This is a genomic window from Streptomyces sp. JH002, assembly GCF_050916115.1.
In the GTDB taxonomy this organism is placed as follows: Bacteria; Actinomycetota; Actinomycetes; order Streptomycetales; family Streptomycetaceae; genus Streptomyces; species Streptomyces xiamenensis.
Genome location: NZ_CP087989.1, coordinates 4,628,840 through 4,643,854 on the forward strand (window position 1 = coordinate 4,628,840; position 15,015 = coordinate 4,643,854).

General features: G+C 72.4%; 16 protein-coding genes and 2 pseudogenes. 13 read left to right on the forward strand and 5 right to left on the reverse strand.

Annotated elements, in window-relative coordinates; all coding sequences use genetic code 11:
* Window positions 1-85 precede the first annotated feature (85 nt).
* The 6 genes from H7827_RS21145 (at window position 86) to era (ending at window position 5,259) form a co-directional block, all read left to right on the forward strand.
* Window positions 86-1,132 (forward strand): PhoH family protein, encoded by a 1,047-nt coding sequence (locus H7827_RS21145; RefSeq protein WP_386538351.1) that lies wholly within the window; start codon window positions 86-88, stop codon window positions 1,130-1,132.
* 13 nt (window positions 1,133-1,145) lie between these two features.
* Window positions 1,146-1,643, forward strand: a complete 498-nt coding sequence (gene ybeY, locus H7827_RS21150) for an rRNA maturation RNase YbeY (protein WP_030725821.1) — start codon at window positions 1,146-1,148, stop codon at window positions 1,641-1,643.
* A 20-nt stretch (window positions 1,644-1,663) separates the two neighbouring features.
* On the forward strand, window positions 1,664-2,983 hold the full coding sequence (locus H7827_RS21155; protein WP_386538349.1) for a hemolysin family protein: 1,320 nt from the start codon (window positions 1,664-1,666) through the stop codon (window positions 2,981-2,983).
* A 152-nt stretch (window positions 2,984-3,135) separates the two neighbouring features.
* Entirely contained in the window at window positions 3,136-3,927 is a 792-nt protein-coding gene (locus H7827_RS21160; RefSeq protein ID WP_432746943.1) for a hypothetical protein, read from the forward strand.
* A gap of 28 nt (window positions 3,928-3,955) precedes the next feature.
* The gene (locus tag H7827_RS21165) at window positions 3,956-4,300 is read left to right on the forward strand and encodes a cytidine deaminase (protein WP_030725836.1); all 345 of its coding nucleotides are present in this window, start codon (window positions 3,956-3,958) and stop codon (window positions 4,298-4,300) included.
* Window positions 4,297-5,259 (forward strand): GTPase Era, encoded by a 963-nt coding sequence (gene era / locus H7827_RS21170; protein WP_386538345.1) that lies wholly within the window; start codon window positions 4,297-4,299, stop codon window positions 5,257-5,259. Before H7827_RS21165 ends, era begins: the two co-directional genes overlap by 4 nt.
* A 6-nt stretch (window positions 5,260-5,265) precedes the next feature.
* Here era and H7827_RS21175 read toward each other — a convergent pair whose 3' ends face one another.
* The gene (locus H7827_RS21175) at window positions 5,266-6,060 is read right to left on the reverse strand and encodes a GNAT family N-acetyltransferase (RefSeq protein WP_432746944.1); all 795 of its coding nucleotides are present in this window, start codon (window positions 6,058-6,060) and stop codon (window positions 5,266-5,268) included.
* A gap of 293 nt (window positions 6,061-6,353) precedes the next feature.
* Between H7827_RS21175 and leuA the strand changes: the two are divergent.
* The 3 genes and pseudogenes from leuA to H7827_RS21190 all read left to right on the forward strand — a co-directional run bounded on the left by leuA (window position 6,354) and on the right by H7827_RS21190 (window position 9,726).
* Window positions 6,354-8,064 (forward strand): annotated as a pseudogene (leuA, locus tag H7827_RS21180) (2-isopropylmalate synthase).
* A 266-nt stretch (window positions 8,065-8,330) separates the two neighbouring features.
* Window positions 8,331-8,918: a TerB family tellurite resistance protein gene (locus H7827_RS21185; protein WP_432746945.1), complete on the forward strand. Its 588-nt coding sequence runs from the start codon at window positions 8,331-8,333 to the stop codon at window positions 8,916-8,918.
* Window positions 8,919-9,054: 136 nt separating this feature from the next.
* On the forward strand, window positions 9,055-9,726 hold the full coding sequence (locus H7827_RS21190) for a maltokinase N-terminal cap-like domain-containing protein (protein ID WP_432746946.1): 672 nt from the start codon (window positions 9,055-9,057) through the stop codon (window positions 9,724-9,726).
* Window positions 9,727-9,732: 6 nt separating this feature from the next.
* Here H7827_RS21190 and H7827_RS21195 read toward each other — a convergent pair whose 3' ends face one another.
* Window positions 9,733-10,707, reverse strand: coding sequence for a helix-turn-helix transcriptional regulator (locus H7827_RS21195; RefSeq protein ID WP_432746947.1), 975 nt, complete (start codon window positions 10,705-10,707; stop codon window positions 9,733-9,735).
* Between the two features lie 101 nt (window positions 10,708-10,808).
* On the opposite strand from H7827_RS21195, the gene H7827_RS21200 reads away from it, so the two are divergent.
* On the forward strand, window positions 10,809-11,351 hold the full coding sequence (locus H7827_RS21200; protein ID WP_432746948.1) for a DinB family protein: 543 nt from the start codon (window positions 10,809-10,811) through the stop codon (window positions 11,349-11,351).
* A 12-nt stretch (window positions 11,352-11,363) separates the two neighbouring features.
* On the opposite strand, the gene H7827_RS21205 is transcribed toward H7827_RS21200, so the two are convergent.
* On the reverse strand, window positions 11,364-11,756 hold the full coding sequence (locus tag H7827_RS21205; protein ID WP_200367211.1) for a winged helix-turn-helix transcriptional regulator: 393 nt from the start codon (window positions 11,754-11,756) through the stop codon (window positions 11,364-11,366).
* A gap of 112 nt (window positions 11,757-11,868) precedes the next feature.
* Here H7827_RS21205 and H7827_RS21210 point away from each other — a divergent pair, with 112 nt between their 5' ends.
* Together H7827_RS21210 and H7827_RS21215 are read left to right on the forward strand one after the other, a co-directional pair.
* Window positions 11,869-12,276 (forward strand): RidA family protein, encoded by a 408-nt coding sequence (locus H7827_RS21210; RefSeq protein WP_200367213.1) that lies wholly within the window; start codon window positions 11,869-11,871, stop codon window positions 12,274-12,276.
* 62 nt (window positions 12,277-12,338) lie between these two features.
* Window positions 12,339-13,114, forward strand: a pseudogene (locus tag H7827_RS21215) (SDR family NAD(P)-dependent oxidoreductase).
* Between the two features lie 49 nt (window positions 13,115-13,163).
* Here H7827_RS21215 and H7827_RS21220 read toward each other — a convergent pair.
* Together H7827_RS21220 and H7827_RS21225 are read right to left on the reverse strand one after the other, a co-directional pair.
* Entirely contained in the window at window positions 13,164-13,568 is a 405-nt protein-coding gene (locus tag H7827_RS21220; protein ID WP_432746949.1) for a DUF4180 domain-containing protein, read from the reverse strand.
* On the reverse strand, window positions 13,565-14,050 hold the full coding sequence (locus H7827_RS21225) for a helix-turn-helix domain-containing protein (protein WP_432746950.1): 486 nt from the start codon (window positions 14,048-14,050) through the stop codon (window positions 13,565-13,567). The genes H7827_RS21220 and H7827_RS21225 overlap by 4 nt, the downstream gene beginning before the upstream one ends.
* Window positions 14,051-14,222: 172 nt before the next feature.
* On the opposite strand from H7827_RS21225, the gene recO reads away from it, so the two are divergent.
* A complete protein-coding gene (gene recO / locus H7827_RS21230; RefSeq protein ID WP_386538329.1) occupies window positions 14,223-14,972 on the forward strand; it encodes a DNA repair protein RecO in 750 nt (249 codons plus the stop codon).
* Window positions 14,973-15,015: the final 43 nt, after the last annotated feature.

Here is a 15,015-nt window from a genome sequence, read left to right on the forward strand (position 1 = left end):
CTAGGGTCTGTCCGCGCCGCGTCGTACCCTGGGATCCCGGAAGCCGAGGACTAGAGAGGGATGAGCTGGCCCATCCGGGCCGCCCATGACACAGACACCCACGCACCAGCCAGTGGCCCCGGCCACTGAGGCGACCGCCCGGTTCGCCGTTCCCGCCAAGCACCCGATGGTCACGGTGCTGGGCTCCGGCGACTCCCTGCTGCGCGTCATCGAGAAGTCGTTCCCCGCCACCGACATCCACGTCCGCGGCAACGAGATCACCGCCACCGGCGAGGCCACCGAGGTGGCGCTGATCCAGCGCCTGTTCGACGAGATGATGCTGGTGCTGCGCACCGGCCAGCCGCTGAGCGAGGACGCCGTGGAGCGTTCCATCGCGATGCTGCGCTCGGCGGACAACGGCGCCTCCGACGCCGCGGAGAGCCCCGCCGAGGTGCTCACCCAGAACATCCTGTCCAACCGGGGCAAGACCATCCGGCCCAAGACGCTGAACCAGAAGCGGTACGTGGACGCCATCGACCGGCACACGATCGTCTTCGGGATCGGCCCGGCCGGTACCGGCAAGACCTACCTCGCCATGGCCAAGGCGGTGCAGGCGCTCCAGTCCAAGCAGGTCAACCGGATCATCCTGACCCGCCCCGCCGTCGAGGCGGGCGAGCGGCTCGGGTTCCTGCCCGGCACGCTCTACGAGAAGATCGACCCGTATCTGCGCCCGCTGTACGACGCGCTGCACGACATGCTCGACCCCGACTCGATCCCGCGGCTGCTGAGCGCGGGCACGATCGAGGTCGCACCGCTGGCGTACATGCGCGGCCGGACGCTGAACGACGCGTTCATCATCCTGGACGAGGCGCAGAACACCAGCCCCGAGCAGATGAAGATGTTCCTCACCCGGCTCGGGTTCGAATCCAGGATCGTCATCACGGGCGACGTCACCCAGGTGGACCTGCCCGGCACCAGCAAGAGCGGACTGCGGCAGGTTCAGGAGATCCTGGACGGGGTGCCGGACGTGCACTTCTCCCGGCTCACCAGCACCGACGTCGTACGGCACAAGCTGGTCGGCCGGATCGTGGACGCCTACGAGCGGTTCGACGAGCGCACGGGCGCCAGCAGAAACAACGGACAGGGAAAGTAGCCGCGACACCATCATGGCGATCGAGGTCAACAATGAATCCGGCCTGGAGATCGACGTGGCGGCGGTGCACGACATCGCCCGCTACGCGCTGAGCAGGATGCGGATCCACCCGCTGTCCGAACTGTCGGTCATCGCGATCGACGAGGAGGCCATGGAGGCCCTCCACATCCAGTGGATGGACCTCCCCGGCCCCACCGATGTGATGTCCTTCCCGATGGACGAACTGCGTCCGCCGGCCAAGGACGAGGAGGAGCCCGTCAAGGGGCTGCTCGGCGACATCGTGCTGTGCCCCCAGGTGGCGAAGACCCAGGGGGCCGCCGCGCCCACCGGGCACTCCATGGACGACGAGCTGCAACTGCTCACCGTCCACGGCGTGCTGCATCTGCTGGGATACGACCACGAGGTGCCCGACGAGCGGGCCGAGATGTTCGGCCTCCAGAAGGCCATCGTGGACGGCTGGCGCGCCGAGGCGGGGCTCAGCGGCCCCTCCCCGGCCCCGACGATCACCTGAGCGGGCGGGCAGACGCGACGATGGACGCCACACTGTGGACCTTTCTGCTGACTCTGCTGGTCATCGCCTGGCTGGCCTCCTGCGCCGAGGCCGGGCTGACCCGGATCACGGCCTTCCGCGCCGAACAGGCGGCCAAGGAGGGCCGGCGCGGCGCGAGCCGGCTGGTGACGGTGGCCGCCGACCCGACCCGCTATCTGAACCTGGCGCTGCTGCTGCGCGTCGCCGGCGAGATGGGTGTGGCCGTCCTGGTCACCTACGCCTGTCTCAAGAGCTTCGACGAGGTGTGGCAGGCGCTGCTCGTCGCCGTCCCGGTGACGGTGGTGCTCTCCTTCGTCGTCATCGGGGTCTCGCCGCGCACCATCGGCCGCCAGCACCCGGTGGCCGTCTCCGGCGCGGCGGCGCTGATTCTCATCCCGCTGTCGCGGGTGCTGGGGCCGCTCGCCCAGCTGCTGATCATCGTCGGTAACGCGCTGACGCCGGGCGAGGGCTTCCGCAAGGGTCCCTTCGCCTCGGAGGCGGAGCTGCGGGCGATGGTGGACCTGGCCGAGCGGGAGTCGCTGATCGAGGACGAGGAACGCCGCATGGTGCACTCGGTCTTCGAACTGGGCGACACCCTGGTGCGCGAGGTGATGGTGCCGCGCACCGACCTGATCTCCATGGACCGGGGCAAGACGCTGCGGCAGGGGCTCTCGCTGGCGCTGCGGTCCGGGTTCTCCCGGATCCCGGTGACCGGGGAGAGCGACGACGACATCGTCGGCATCGTCTACCTCAAGGACCTGGCGCGCGCCGTGCACATCAGCCGCGAGGCGGAGGCCGACCCGGTGGAGTCGCTCATGCGGCCCGCGACCTTCGTGCCCGACACGAAGAACGCCGGTGACCTGCTGCGCGAGATGCAGCGCGACCACATCCACGTGGCCGTGGCGATCGACGAGTACGGCGGCACGGCCGGGGTCGTCACGATCGAGGACATCCTGGAGGAGATCGTCGGCGAGATCGCGGACGAGTACGACCAGGAGCTGCCGCCGGTCGCCGAACTGGCGGACGGCGCCTACCGGGTGACCTCGCGCCTGGACCTGGGCGACCTGGGTGAGCTGTTCGGGGTGGACCTGGAGGACGAGGACGTCGAGACGGTCGGCGGGCTGCTGGCGAAGTCCCTGGGCCGGGTCCCCATCGCCGGTGCCACCACGGTGGTGGAACTGTCGGCCGAGCGCGCCCATCCGGAACTGGCGGGCCTGCGGCTGACGGCCGAGCCGCCGACCGGACGCCGCAACCGCATCGACCGGGTGGTGGTCGAGCCGATCCGCCACGAGGCCGACGCCCCGACGCAGGACGCGGCCTGACAGCGGCGACACCGGCCGCCGGTCACCCCGACCGGCGGCCGGTGTCGCCGGCAGCCGGCGCATGCCCACGGCGTGCCCGCACGGCGGCCCCTCTCACCCGAACGGGCCTGCGACGGTGGCCGGGGGGCCGTTCGGGTGGCGCCATGGGAGGCATGGAGCTTTCGCAGCGCACCGCCGCCGTCGCCTCCCTCGCCTCGATCGCCGCCCTGGGCCTGCTCGCCGGGTCGGCACTGCCGCCGGGCACCCCCGCCGGTTCCGCCACGGGCCCGGCCACCTCGGCCACCACCGTCGTGGCCGGACCCCAGGTGCTCGACGAGGAAGGGCTGCGCGCCGCCCTGCTCGACCACACCGACTTCCCGATGGGCTGGGCCGGCGACAGCGACGAACAGGCCGAACGGCGCGGCATCGGCGTCCCGCGTCCCACCGAGGACGGCTGCCGGGAACTGTTCGAACCCGCCGCGGGTCAGCCCGCCGTCGTACGGGCCGGGTTCGCCCGTACCCACACCGGGCCCTTCGTGGTCACCGTCGCCGCCGCGCACGGCGACGAGGCCGGGGCGCGGGCCGCCATGGAGGGGTTCGCGCGGGCCGCGGGAGAGTGCGCCACCTTCCACGCCGAGGAGGGCCCCGAGCAGAACAGCGCCACCGTCTCCTACACCGCAGGGGAGAGCGCGAGCGGCACCGACGGCGCGGGACTGGGCGAGGAGGCCGCGGCGCTGCGCTTCGAACGGGAGGCCGGGGACGCGGAGGAGGCCGGGATCGTCGCCGAGGTGGTGATCGCCCGGATCGGCGCCCACACCGTACGGATCGCCCAGGCCGGCCGGGACGACGCCGCCGCGGGCGGGCTCGGTGACCTCGCCGAACGCGCCGTGGAGAAGCTGCGGCAGGTCACCGACGGCCACACCCCCCGCCCCCAGCCGGACCAGCCGGGGACCACGGAACTGTAGGCCACGCCCAGCCCGTAAGCTCCTGGGTATGAGTGACGCCGAGGACCGCAAGATCATCACCCTGGCGCGCAGCGCCCGCGCCCGCAACGGGGTGCCGCAGGGTGCGGCGGTACGGGACGAGACGGGCCGTACGTACGTGGCGGCCACCGTCGAGCTGCCCTCGCTGCGCCTGAGCGCCCTGCGCACGGCGGTGGCGATGGCCGTGGCCAGCGGCGCGACCTCGCTGGAGGCGGCGGCACTCGTCGCGGACGCGGACACCGCCGAGGTGCCCGCCGAGGACCTGGCGGCGGTGCGGGACCTGGGCGGTCCCGGCACCCCCGTCCTGCTGGCTGGCCCCGAGGGCGACCTTCGTGCGACGATCGCGGCCTCATGAGTGACTCCCTTTCCCCGATGTCCGCGATGTTCGGCTCCGTGCCGGAGGGCTACCGTTCGGGCTTCGCCTGCTTCGTCGGCCGCCCCAACGCCGGCAAGTCGACCCTGACCAACGCGCTGGTCGGCACGAAGATCGCCATCACCTCCAGCCGCCCGCAGACCACCCGGCACTCGGTGCGCGGCATCGTGCACCGCGAGGAGGCCCAGCTGGTCCTGGTGGACACCCCCGGGCTGCACAAGCCGCGCACCCTGCTGGGCCAGCGGCTGAACGACGTGGTCCGCACCACCTGGGCCGAGGTCGATGTCATCGGTTTCTGCCTGCCCGCCGACCAGAAGATCGGCCCCGGCGACCGCTACATCGCCAAGGAACTGGCGGAGATCAAGCGCACCCCCAAGATCGCGGTCGTCACCAAGACCGACCTGGTGGAGCCGAAGATCCTGGCCGAGCGACTCCTGGACGTGCAGCGGCTGGGCGCCGAACTCGGCCTGGAGTGGGCCGAGATCGTGCCGGTCTCCGCCGTCGGTGACCAGCAGGTCGGGCTGCTCGCGGACCTGCTCGTCCCGCTGCTGCCGGAGGGCCCGCCGCTGTACCCGCAGGGCGATCTCACCGACGAGCCCGAGCAGACCATGATCGCCGAGCTGATCCGTGAGGCCGCGCTCGAAGGGGTGCGGGACGAGCTGCCGCACTCCATCGCCGTCGTCGTGGAGGAGATGCAGCAGCGCGAGGACCGCCCCGCGGACCGGCCGCTGCTGGACATCCACGCCAACCTGTTCATCGAGCGGACCAGCCAGAAGGGCATCGTCATCGGCCCCAAGGGCAGCCGGCTCAAGGACGTGGGCACCAAGGCGCGCAAGCAGATCGAGGCGCTGCTGGGCACGCCGGTCTTCCTGGACCTGCATGTGAAGGTGGCCAAGGACTGGCAGCGCGACCCCAAGCAGCTGCGCCGGCTGGGCTTCTAGCTCCTTCTAGCCGTCGCCGTCACCCGTCAGCCCGTCACCGTCGCCGTAGCGGTACGGGGTGGTGGTGCCGATCGCCGTGAAGCCCAGCCGCCGCAGGATCGGGCGGCTGTCCTCGGAGGCGTCCACCTGGAGGTAGCGGACGCCGTGCGCGGCGGCGATCCGGGCCCGCGCGGCGACCAGCGCCCGGTAGATGCCCCGTCCCCGCCAGCCGGGCGCGGTGCCGCCGCCCCACAGGCCGGCGAAGTCCGTCCCCGGGTAGCGCTCCATCCGGGCCGCGCACACCGGCTCGCCGTCCTCGCCCGCCAGGGCCACCAGCACGTCCACCAGCTCGGGCGAGGCGGCCAGCTGGGCACGCACCATCGCGCCCAGCGCGGCCGGGTCCGTTCCGAACGCCGCCGCGTGCGCCCGCATCATCAGCCGCACCCCCGCATCGTCCGTGACGTGGTGCAGGGTGATGCCCGGCGGCAGCGCGGCCTCCGTGGACAGGGTGGCGGTCTCGGCGACCATCAGGGTCTCCGGCGTCCCCGCCCTGAACCCGGCCCGGCGCAGCCGGTCGCCCAGGTCGGCCGGGCCGTCGTGGGCGTACGTCTTCCATTCGAAGCCGCGGCCCAGCCCCGTGAAGTGCGCGACCTGCGCGGCGATCGCGGCGTCCGCCGTCTCCTCGGTGAGGTCCGACCACACCACCCCGTCCCAGCCGCCCAGCTCCCGGGTCACGCGGACCACGGGCCCGCTGCGTTCGGCCGGGGACAGGTGTTCTCTCAGCTGCGCGTCGAAGCGGGCCAGCACCGCCGTGTCGTCCATCGGGCCAGCTGATCACCGGCGCTCCGCCACCGCCACCGGTTTTACCCGGTCTCGCATAGTGATACGGGTCGGTCCGCTCCGTACGGCGCCGGGTTAGGCTTGGCGGGCGATGCGTCACGGGAACCTGCTTCTCCTTAGCCGCCGCGGCGAGGGTCTGTAGTCGTACGGGCCGACCCCCTCCCCGCGGAGTTCGGCGCTGCCGTCGGCCGTTTTCCCGCTGAGACCATCCAGGAGCCCCCGTGCCCAAGCCGACGCCCATCACCGCCGCCACCGCCCCTCAGCGCGCCTCCGGCATGCCGGTGCACCGCTACACCCCGTACGAGGCGGTGGAGCTGCCCGACCGCAGCTGGCCCGGCAAGCGGATCACCGCCGCACCGCGCTGGCTCTCCACCGACCTGCGGGATGGCAACCAGGCGCTGATCGACCCGATGTCGCCGGCCCGCAAGCGCGCGATGTTCGACCTGCTGGTGCGGATGGGCTACAAGGAGATCGAGATCGGCTTCCCGGCCTCCGGGCAGACCGACTTCGACTTCGTGCGCTCGATCATCGAAGAGGGCGCGATCCCCGAGGACGTGACGATCTCCGTCCTGACCCAGGCCCGCGAGGAGCTGATCGCGCGCACCGTCGAGTCCCTGGTGGGCGCCCCGCGCGCCACCGTCCACCTGTACAACGCCACCGCGCCGACGTTCCGGCGGGTCGTCTTCCGGGGCGGCAAGGACGACGTGCGGCGGATCGCGGTGGACGGCACCCGCCTGGTGATGGAGTACGCCGAGAAGCTGCTGGACGACCGTACGGTCTTCGGCTACCAGTACAGCCCCGAGATCTTCACCGACACCGAGCTGGACTTCGCGCTGGAGGTGTGCGAGTCGGTGATGGAGGTCTGGCAGCCGGAGGACGGCCGCGAGATCATCCTGAACCTGCCCGCGACCGTCGAGCGCTCCGTACCCGCCACCTACGCGGACCGCTTCGAGTGGATGTCGCGGCACCTGTCGCACCGCGAGCACGTGTGCCTGTCGGCGCACCCGCACAACGACCGGGGCACGGCGGTGGCCGCCGCCGAACTGGCGGTGCTGGCGGGGGCCGACCGGGTGGAGGGGTGTCTGTTCGGGCAGGGCGAGCGCACCGGCAACGTGGACCTGGTGACGCTGGGCATGAACCTGTTCTCGCAGGGCGTGGACCCGCAGATCGACTTCTCGCAGATCGACGACATCCGCCGCACCTACGAGTACTGCAACCAGATGGAGGTCCCCCCCGCGCCACCCGTACGCCGGTGACCTGGTGTACACCTCCTTCTCCGGCTCGCACCAGGACGCCATCAAGAAGGGCTTCGAGGCGATGGACGCCGAGGCGGCCCGGCGCGGCGTCGGCGTGGACGAGCTGACCTGGGACGTGCCCTACCTGCCGATCGACCCCAAGGACGTGGGGCGCACCTACGAGGCGGTCATCCGGGTCAATTCGCAGTCCGGCAAGGGCGGCATCGCGTACGTCCTGAAGACGGACCACAAGCTGGACCTGCCGCGCCGGATGCAGGTGGAGTTCTCGCGGATCATCCAGGAGAAGACGGACGCCGAGGGCGGCGAGATCACCCCGGCCGAGATCTGGCGGGTGTTCGCCGACGAGTACCTGCCGGCGGAGGACGGGGCCGGCGGCTGGGGGCGGATCGCGCTGCGCGACGCCCAGACCTCGACGACCAGCGGGAGCGGCGTGGACGCGCTCACGGTGGAGGCCGTCGTGGACGGCGCCGACACCGTGCTGACGGGGCAGGGCAACGGCCCGCTGGCGGCGTTCTTCGACGCGCTGGCGGGGGCGGGCGTGATCGGTGAAGAGGTGCGCCTGCTGGACTACGTGGAGCACACGATGAGCGAGGGCGCCGGGTCCCAGGCGGCGGCGTACATCGAATGCGCGATCGGCAGCCGGGTGCTGTGGGGCATCGGCATCGACGCGAACATCGTGCGGGCGTCGCTGAAGGCGGTCGTCTCCGCCGTCAACCGGTCCGCTCGCTAGGGCCTGTCTGACACATCCCGCCTGGCCCGCGACGCTCCCCCAGCCTTCGGCCGGGAGGTGCCCCCAGCACCAGACGCCGCGGGCCTGACCGGCGCTATTTGTCAGACAGGCCCGAGTCCCCGGAACGTGCAGGTCCGCGCCCCGGCCGGGGCGCGGATTCGTTTCGGCCGCGCATTTGGCCGGTCTGACTACTGACCCCGACGGGGGAGTGTGGTTAACATCACGTCTCACACTCGCAGTGTTGCGGGTGTGTTACGGAGGTCGGCGTGCCGAGGGTGGCAGGGACAGGTATCCGAACGGCGTGGCGGGTCATCGACGACGGGGACTTCTTCTGCCCCGGGTGCGGTGGTGACCGCTGCTATCAGCGGCTGGCCGGACGGCGGCGGATGACACTGCTGGGAGTGCCGCTGCTGCGGCTGGGGAAGGCCGCCCCGGTGGTCTCCTGCGTCTCCTGCGCGGGCCACTATCCGCTGACCGCCCTGGACGACCCGACCACCACGGGCCTGTCCGCGCTGCTGCGGAACGCCTACCTGGTGGTGGCCCTGGCGCTGCTGGCCCCCGCGGACCCCGTGACCCGGGCGGCGGCGGTCGACTCGCTGCGCGAGGCGGGCTTCCCGGAGATCTCGGCGGACGGGTTGGCCGGGCTGCCCACGGAGACCGAGGTGCGGGACGCCCTGGAGCCGCTGGCCCCGCATCTCGCGCCCCAGGGCCGGGAGAGCCTGCTGTTGCACGGCGCCCGGATCGCCCTGGCGGACGGACCGTACACCGAAGCCGAACGCATCGTTCTGACCCTGGTCGGCAGCTCCCTGCGCCTGGCCGCGGCGGACCGGGAACGGCTGCTGGCGGCGGCGTAGCCCGGGCGGCCCCGGCGCGTACCGCGGGTGCCGGGGGCCGCGCGGCACCGGGTGGTGCGACGTTCGCCCCTCACCCCCTCCCGCGCTTCCGTCCGCTCCCGCTCCTCAACGGGGCGCGGATGAGAGGGTGTCCGGCATGGCTGTCATTCACCACACCACCCTCACCCCGACCAAGACCGAACTGCTCGCCGTCTGGCTGCCGTCCCGGCCGTGGTACCGGGGCGGCGACGGGGCGCCGCGGCTGATCAGGGCCGGCGGGTTCCGGCTGGACGATCCGGCGGGCGAGGTCGGCGTCGAGTTCGTCATCGTGCGCGACGCCTCCGGGGCCGAGCCGGTCGTCTACCTGGCGCCGCTGACCTACCGCGGGGCGCCGCTGGAGGGCGCGGAGCACGCCCTGGTGGGCACCCTGGAGCACGGGGTGCTGGGGCGCCGGTGGGTGTACGACGCCTGCCACGACCCGGTGTTCGCGGCGCAGTTGCCCGCCCTGATCGAGGGCCGGGTCCTGGCCCAGGCACAGAGCGTCAGCGACACCGCCGACGACGACGTCCTCCGCGCGTACCGCGGCACCGGCCCGCTGGCCGCCGACTTCGGCTCCGCCGGGGTCACCGACCACCGGGACCGTACGGAGCTGACGGCCGGGGACGGCAGCGTGCTGCGGGTGCGCCGGGTGCTGAGCCCGGGGGCCGGTCCCGGCTCGGCCGCACCGGCCGGTGACGCCGGTGAGGTCGAGGCGTCCTGGGAGCAGCCGGACGGCGGCCGGGAGCGCGGGGTACTCGTCACCGTTCGGACCGCCCCGCCCGCTTCCTGAACGCCCTCACCCCGCGGCGGCGCGGGTGAAGCGGGTGCCCCAGTCGTGCAGTCGCTCGCGCAGCGCGGGCGGCTCCACGACCTCGAACTCCGCGCCGGTCATGCCCAGGGCCACCAGCGGCCACTCCAGGGAATCGGTCGTCATCACCACCCGGCAGCGTCCGGCGTCCGCCGTCTCCTCCACCGTGGCCCACTGCCCGACCCGGGCGCGGACGCCGGCGGCCGGGGCCGCCACCAGGGCCTCCACCCGGTGCGGGGCGGGCCAGGTGTCGATGCCCGCGCGGACGAAGGCGGCGGCGTCGGCGGCGGGCAGCTCGCGGGGGCGGAACCGGTCGCCGGTGCGCTCGGCCGCGCCCGCGACGCGGTCCAGGCGGAAGCTGCGCCAGTCGTGCCGGGTGAGGTCGTAGCCGACGAGGTACCAGCGGCGGCCGAGCATCACCAGACGGTGCGGCTCCAGATGCCGTTCGGTGCGCTCGCCGGCCGCCGAGGTGTAGGCGAAGCGCAGCCGTTCGCTGTCGCGGCAGGCCATGGCGACGCCGGTGAGCAGATCCGGGTCCACCGTCAGCTGGACGGCCGAGTCGCCCCAGCCGGGGCCCGGGACGGTCACCCGGTGCAGGGCGTCCACCCGGTGCCGCAGCCGGGTCGGCATCACCTGGACGACCTTGGCCAGCACCCGCAGCGAGGACTCCGCGACGCCCTCCACCGGGCCCTGCGCGGCGGCCTGGAGACCCACCACCAGGGCCACGGCCTCCTCGTCGTCCACCACCAGCGGCGGCAGCGCGGCGCCGGCGGCCAGCTGATAGCCGCCCTCGGTGCCGCGCTGGGCCCGGACCGGGTAGCCGAGCTCGCGCAGCCGGTCGATGTCGCGGCGCAGGGTGCGCACGGAGACCCCGAGCCGCCCGGCCAGTTCGGTGCCGGGCCAGTGGCGGTGGGTCTGGAGGAGGGAGAGCAGGCGCAGGGTCCGGGAGCTGGTGTTGGCCATGCGGCCATTCTCCGGCCGCTTCAGGTCAGGAAGTGACCGCTGTGGTTCCTAGCGTGGTGGGTGTCAGGCAGGAGCGGACAGCACATCGAAGGAGCACCACCATGACCATGGCCACCACCGCGTCCACGGGCGTTGTCAGTGAGGAGCGCGCGGACCTGCTGGAGTCGCTGCGGCTGCACCGGGGTTTCCTCCGGTTCACCGTGCGCGGCCTGAACGAGGAGCAGATCCGGCTGCGCACGACGGTCAGCGAGTTGTGTCTGGGCGGGCTGATCAAGCATGTGACGGCCGGGGAGCGGGGCTGGACGGACTTCATCCTGGACGGCCCCTCGGCGATGGGTGACTTCACCGCGATGACGCCGGAGGAGCAGGAGCAGTGGGCCGCCCGGTCCGTGGTGCGGCCGGGGGAGACGCTGGAAGGGCTGCTGGAGGAGTACGCGGCGGTGGCCGCCCGTACCGACGGGATCGTGGCCACGCTCCCTGACCTGGGCGTCTCGCACCCGCTGCCGAGGGCGCCCTGGTTCGAGGAGGGCGCGCGCTGGTCGGCGCGCCGGACGCTGCTGCACATCATCGCGGAGACGGCGCAGCACGCGGGGCACGCGGACATCATCAGGGAGACGCTGGACGGCCAGAAGACCATGGGCTGAGGCCCCGGGGCGTTACGGGGCCGTCCGCTCGGCGAAGCGGACCCGGGACTCCTCGATGTGAGCGAGGTGGCGGGCGGTCCAGTCGCACATCACATCGACGGTCTCGCGCAGGGCCCGGCCCGGCGGGGTGAGCGTGTAGTCGACGCGCGGGGGCACCGTGGGGTGTACCTCGCGCTCGACCAGGCCGTTGCGTTCCAGCATGCGCAGGTTCTGGGTGAGCATCTTGTGGCTGATCCCCTCGACCTCCGCGCGCAGTTCGCTGAAGCGCAGGGTGCGCTCGCCCAGGGACTCGATGATGAGCAGGGCCCATTTGTTGGCGACGTCCGAGAAGATCTCGCGGGCGAGGGAGTCGGCGCGGCGCAGATTCGCTTCGTCGGGCAGGCCGCTGAGCTGCTGGGTCACCATGAGGTTCCTCCGTCACCAAAAAGTGCGTTCTTCCAGTTCAGCGTTCACTCTCCTATGGTTCCTGAGTAACCGCAAGAGAGCGGTTGCAGGAATGTGGAGAAGAGGAAAGAACATGGCTGTGACGCTGCTGAACCCCGACGGTCTGCCGAAGATCGATGGCTACCGGCAGGTGTCGGTCGCCACCGGCTCGAAGATGGTCTTCGTCTCCGGGCAGGTCTCCTGGGACGAGACGGGTGCCCCGGTGGGGGAGGGCGATTTCGTGGCCCAGGTCGAGCGGTGCTACCTCAATGTCGGCACGGCGCTGGCCGCGGCGGGGGCGACCTTCGATGACGTGGCGAAGCTGACCGTCTACGTCGTGGACCTGACGCCGGACAAGCTGGAGCCGTTCCTGGAGGGCGTGGCGCGGGCGGCCGAGAAGCTGGGGGTCACCCCGGTGCCGCCGATCTCGGTGCTGGGCGTCGCGGCGCTGGACGTCCCCGAGCATCTGGTGGAGGTGGAGGCCACCGCGTTCATCGACTGACGGACGGACGCGATGTCGCTTCCCCACCAGCCCCGGAACGCCCGGGCGGCGAAGCTGAGGCCATGAACGGACTTGAGGGAAAAGTGGCCCTGGTGACCGGCGGCAGCCGGGGGATCGGCGCGGCGATCGCGCTCCGGCTGGCGGCCGAGGGGGCCGATGTCGCCGTGACGTACGTGACCGGCGCCGACCGTGCCGCCGGTGTGGTGCGGGAGATCGAGGGGGCGGGGTCCGGGCGGCGGGGCCTCGCCCTGGCGGCCGACAGCGCGGACCCGGCGGCGCTCACGGCGGCCGTGGACGCGGTGGCCGCCGCGTTCGGGCGGCTGGACATTCTCGGCAACAACGCGGCGGTCTTCGCCTTCGGGGCTTTCGACGCCCTGGAGGAGAAGCAGATCGACCACACGCTGGCGGTGAACGTCCGCGCCCCGCTGATCGCCGCGCGGGCGGCGGCACGGCACATGCCGTCCGGTGGGCGCGTCATCAGCATCGGCAGCAATGTGGCCCTGGGGTATCCCCTGCTCGAAGAGCTTGGGGAGGCGCTCCGTTCCCCGGCATGGCGCTGTACGCGCTGAGCAAGTCGGCGCTGACCGGCATGACGAAGGGCCTGGCGCGCGACCTCGGGCCGCGCGGTATCGCGGTCACCCTGGTGCATCCGGGGCCCACCGACACGGAGGCGAATCCGGCCGACGGGCCCAACGCCGAGACCTTCGCCGGCTTCACAGCGCTGGGCCGGTTCGCCGAGCCGGCCGAGGTCGCCGCCACCGTGGCCCATCTGGCGGGGGCGGACGGCGGCTACCTCACCGGGACCGCGGTGCACGTGGACGGCGGGTTCACCGCCTGATGGTGCCGGCCGCCGTCTCCCGCCGGGCGGCCCGCGCGGGGCGGGGGTGTCACCCGCCCGCGCGTCCCCGCTCGGCGAGCCGGGTGCGCAGCGCGTCCAGGTCGGGCAGGAACCACAGCTGGCCGCCCCGGTTGCTCTCGCGGACGAAGTCGCGCAGCGGCGTACTCCCCTCCACCTGGCGGGAGATGTCGCCGATGACCGCCAGGCCGAGGCGGTAGGTGGCGAACTTCTGGACGATGTCGCCCGCGACGCGGGTGCTCAGCCGGAAGAAGTCCTCGCCCAGGCGGGCGGCCGGGAGCGCGACCCAGGTCGCGCCGAGATACCAGCCCTCGCCGATCAGATCGGTGGCGGCCCGCTCGTCCCGCACGGGCGGGCCGTCCGCCGGGCAGACCAGAACCTGGGTGCCGGAGAACTGCTGGACGCTGTTGGCCGCCGGGCCGGTGTCGGTCGTCATCGCGGGTCCTCGTCGCTCTCGTGGTCCTCGTCGTCGGTCAGGGCGTGGATGATGCGCAGCAGCTCGGCGGTGTCGGCCAGATCCCCGAGGACGATCACCTTGAGGACGGCCCGCTCCTCGTCGTAGACGCTCTCCACCCGGAGCGGGGCGCCCCGCCGGTTGTGGATCGCGGCCAGCACGGTGTTGGAGACCCGGCTGGCCTCCGCCGGGGAGATGGCGTCGATGCGCACGATCCCCGACACCTCCGCCTGGCGGCGTGCGCCCGTGCCGCCCGCGGTGGCCTCCGTGGGGGCCGGGGCGCCGGTGAACGCCGCGAGATCCTCGCCGGTGATCCGGTACTGCCGCCCCACCCGGCTCGCCCTCAGCCGCCCGTCCCTCACATAGCCGCGCACGGTGCGTACATGCAGCCCGAGCAGACCGGCGACCTGATCCACCGAGTAGTACCGCTGCGGCATCCGCCCCGCCTCCCTCTTCCCTCGCACTCCTTTAACTTCCCTCACGTTACCTCAGAAGGGGATGGAAAGGTAATATGAAGGAGTGGAGCGCATGCCCGTGACGACCGTGATGGCCTCCCGGCGGGCGAGGTGATCCGCGCCCAGCCGCCTCGGCCGCCGCTCCGCGTCGCCCCGGTGTCCCGTCCGGCAGAATGACGGCATGAGTCTGTTCCGCGACGACGGCATCGTGCTGCGTACCCAGAAGCTGGGAGAGGCGGACCGGATCATCACCCTCCTCACCCGCGGTCACGGGCGGGTACGGGCGGTGGCGCGCGGGGTACGGCGGACGAAGTCGAAGTTCGGGGCGCGCCTGGAACCGTTCTCGCACGTCGACGTGCAGTTCTTCGCGCGCGGCAGCGAGCTGATCGGCCGCGGGCTGCCGCTGTGCACCCAGGCCGAGACCATCGCCCCCTACGGCCGGCACATCGTGAGCGAGTACGGCCGCTACACCGCCGGCACGGCCATGCTGGAGACCGCGGAACGCTTCACCGACCACGAGGGAGAGCCGAACGTCCAGCAGTACCTGCTGCTGGTCGGCGGCCTGCGCACCCTGGCGAACGGGGAACGGGCGCCGGGCCTGGTGCTGGACGCGTTCTTGCTGCGGTCGCTGGCGATGGGCGGGTACGCGCCCAGTTTCGAGGACTGCGCGAAGTGCGGACTGCCGGGGCCGAACCGGTTCTTCTCGATCGCGGCGGGCGGGGTGATATGCGGGGACTGCCGGGTCCCCGGGAGCGTCGTTCCCTCGCCCGAGGCGCTGCGGTTGCTCGGCGCGCTGCTGACCGGCGACTGGCCGGCGGCGGAGGCGGCCGAGAGCCGGCACATGCGGGAGGGCAGCGGGCTGGTGTCCGCGTATCTGCACTGGCATCTGGAGCGTGGGCTGCGTTCGTTGAGATTCGTGGAGAAGGGCTGAACGGGTTACCCTCAGCGGCAGAGCATTCGAACCGTGGAGAGTC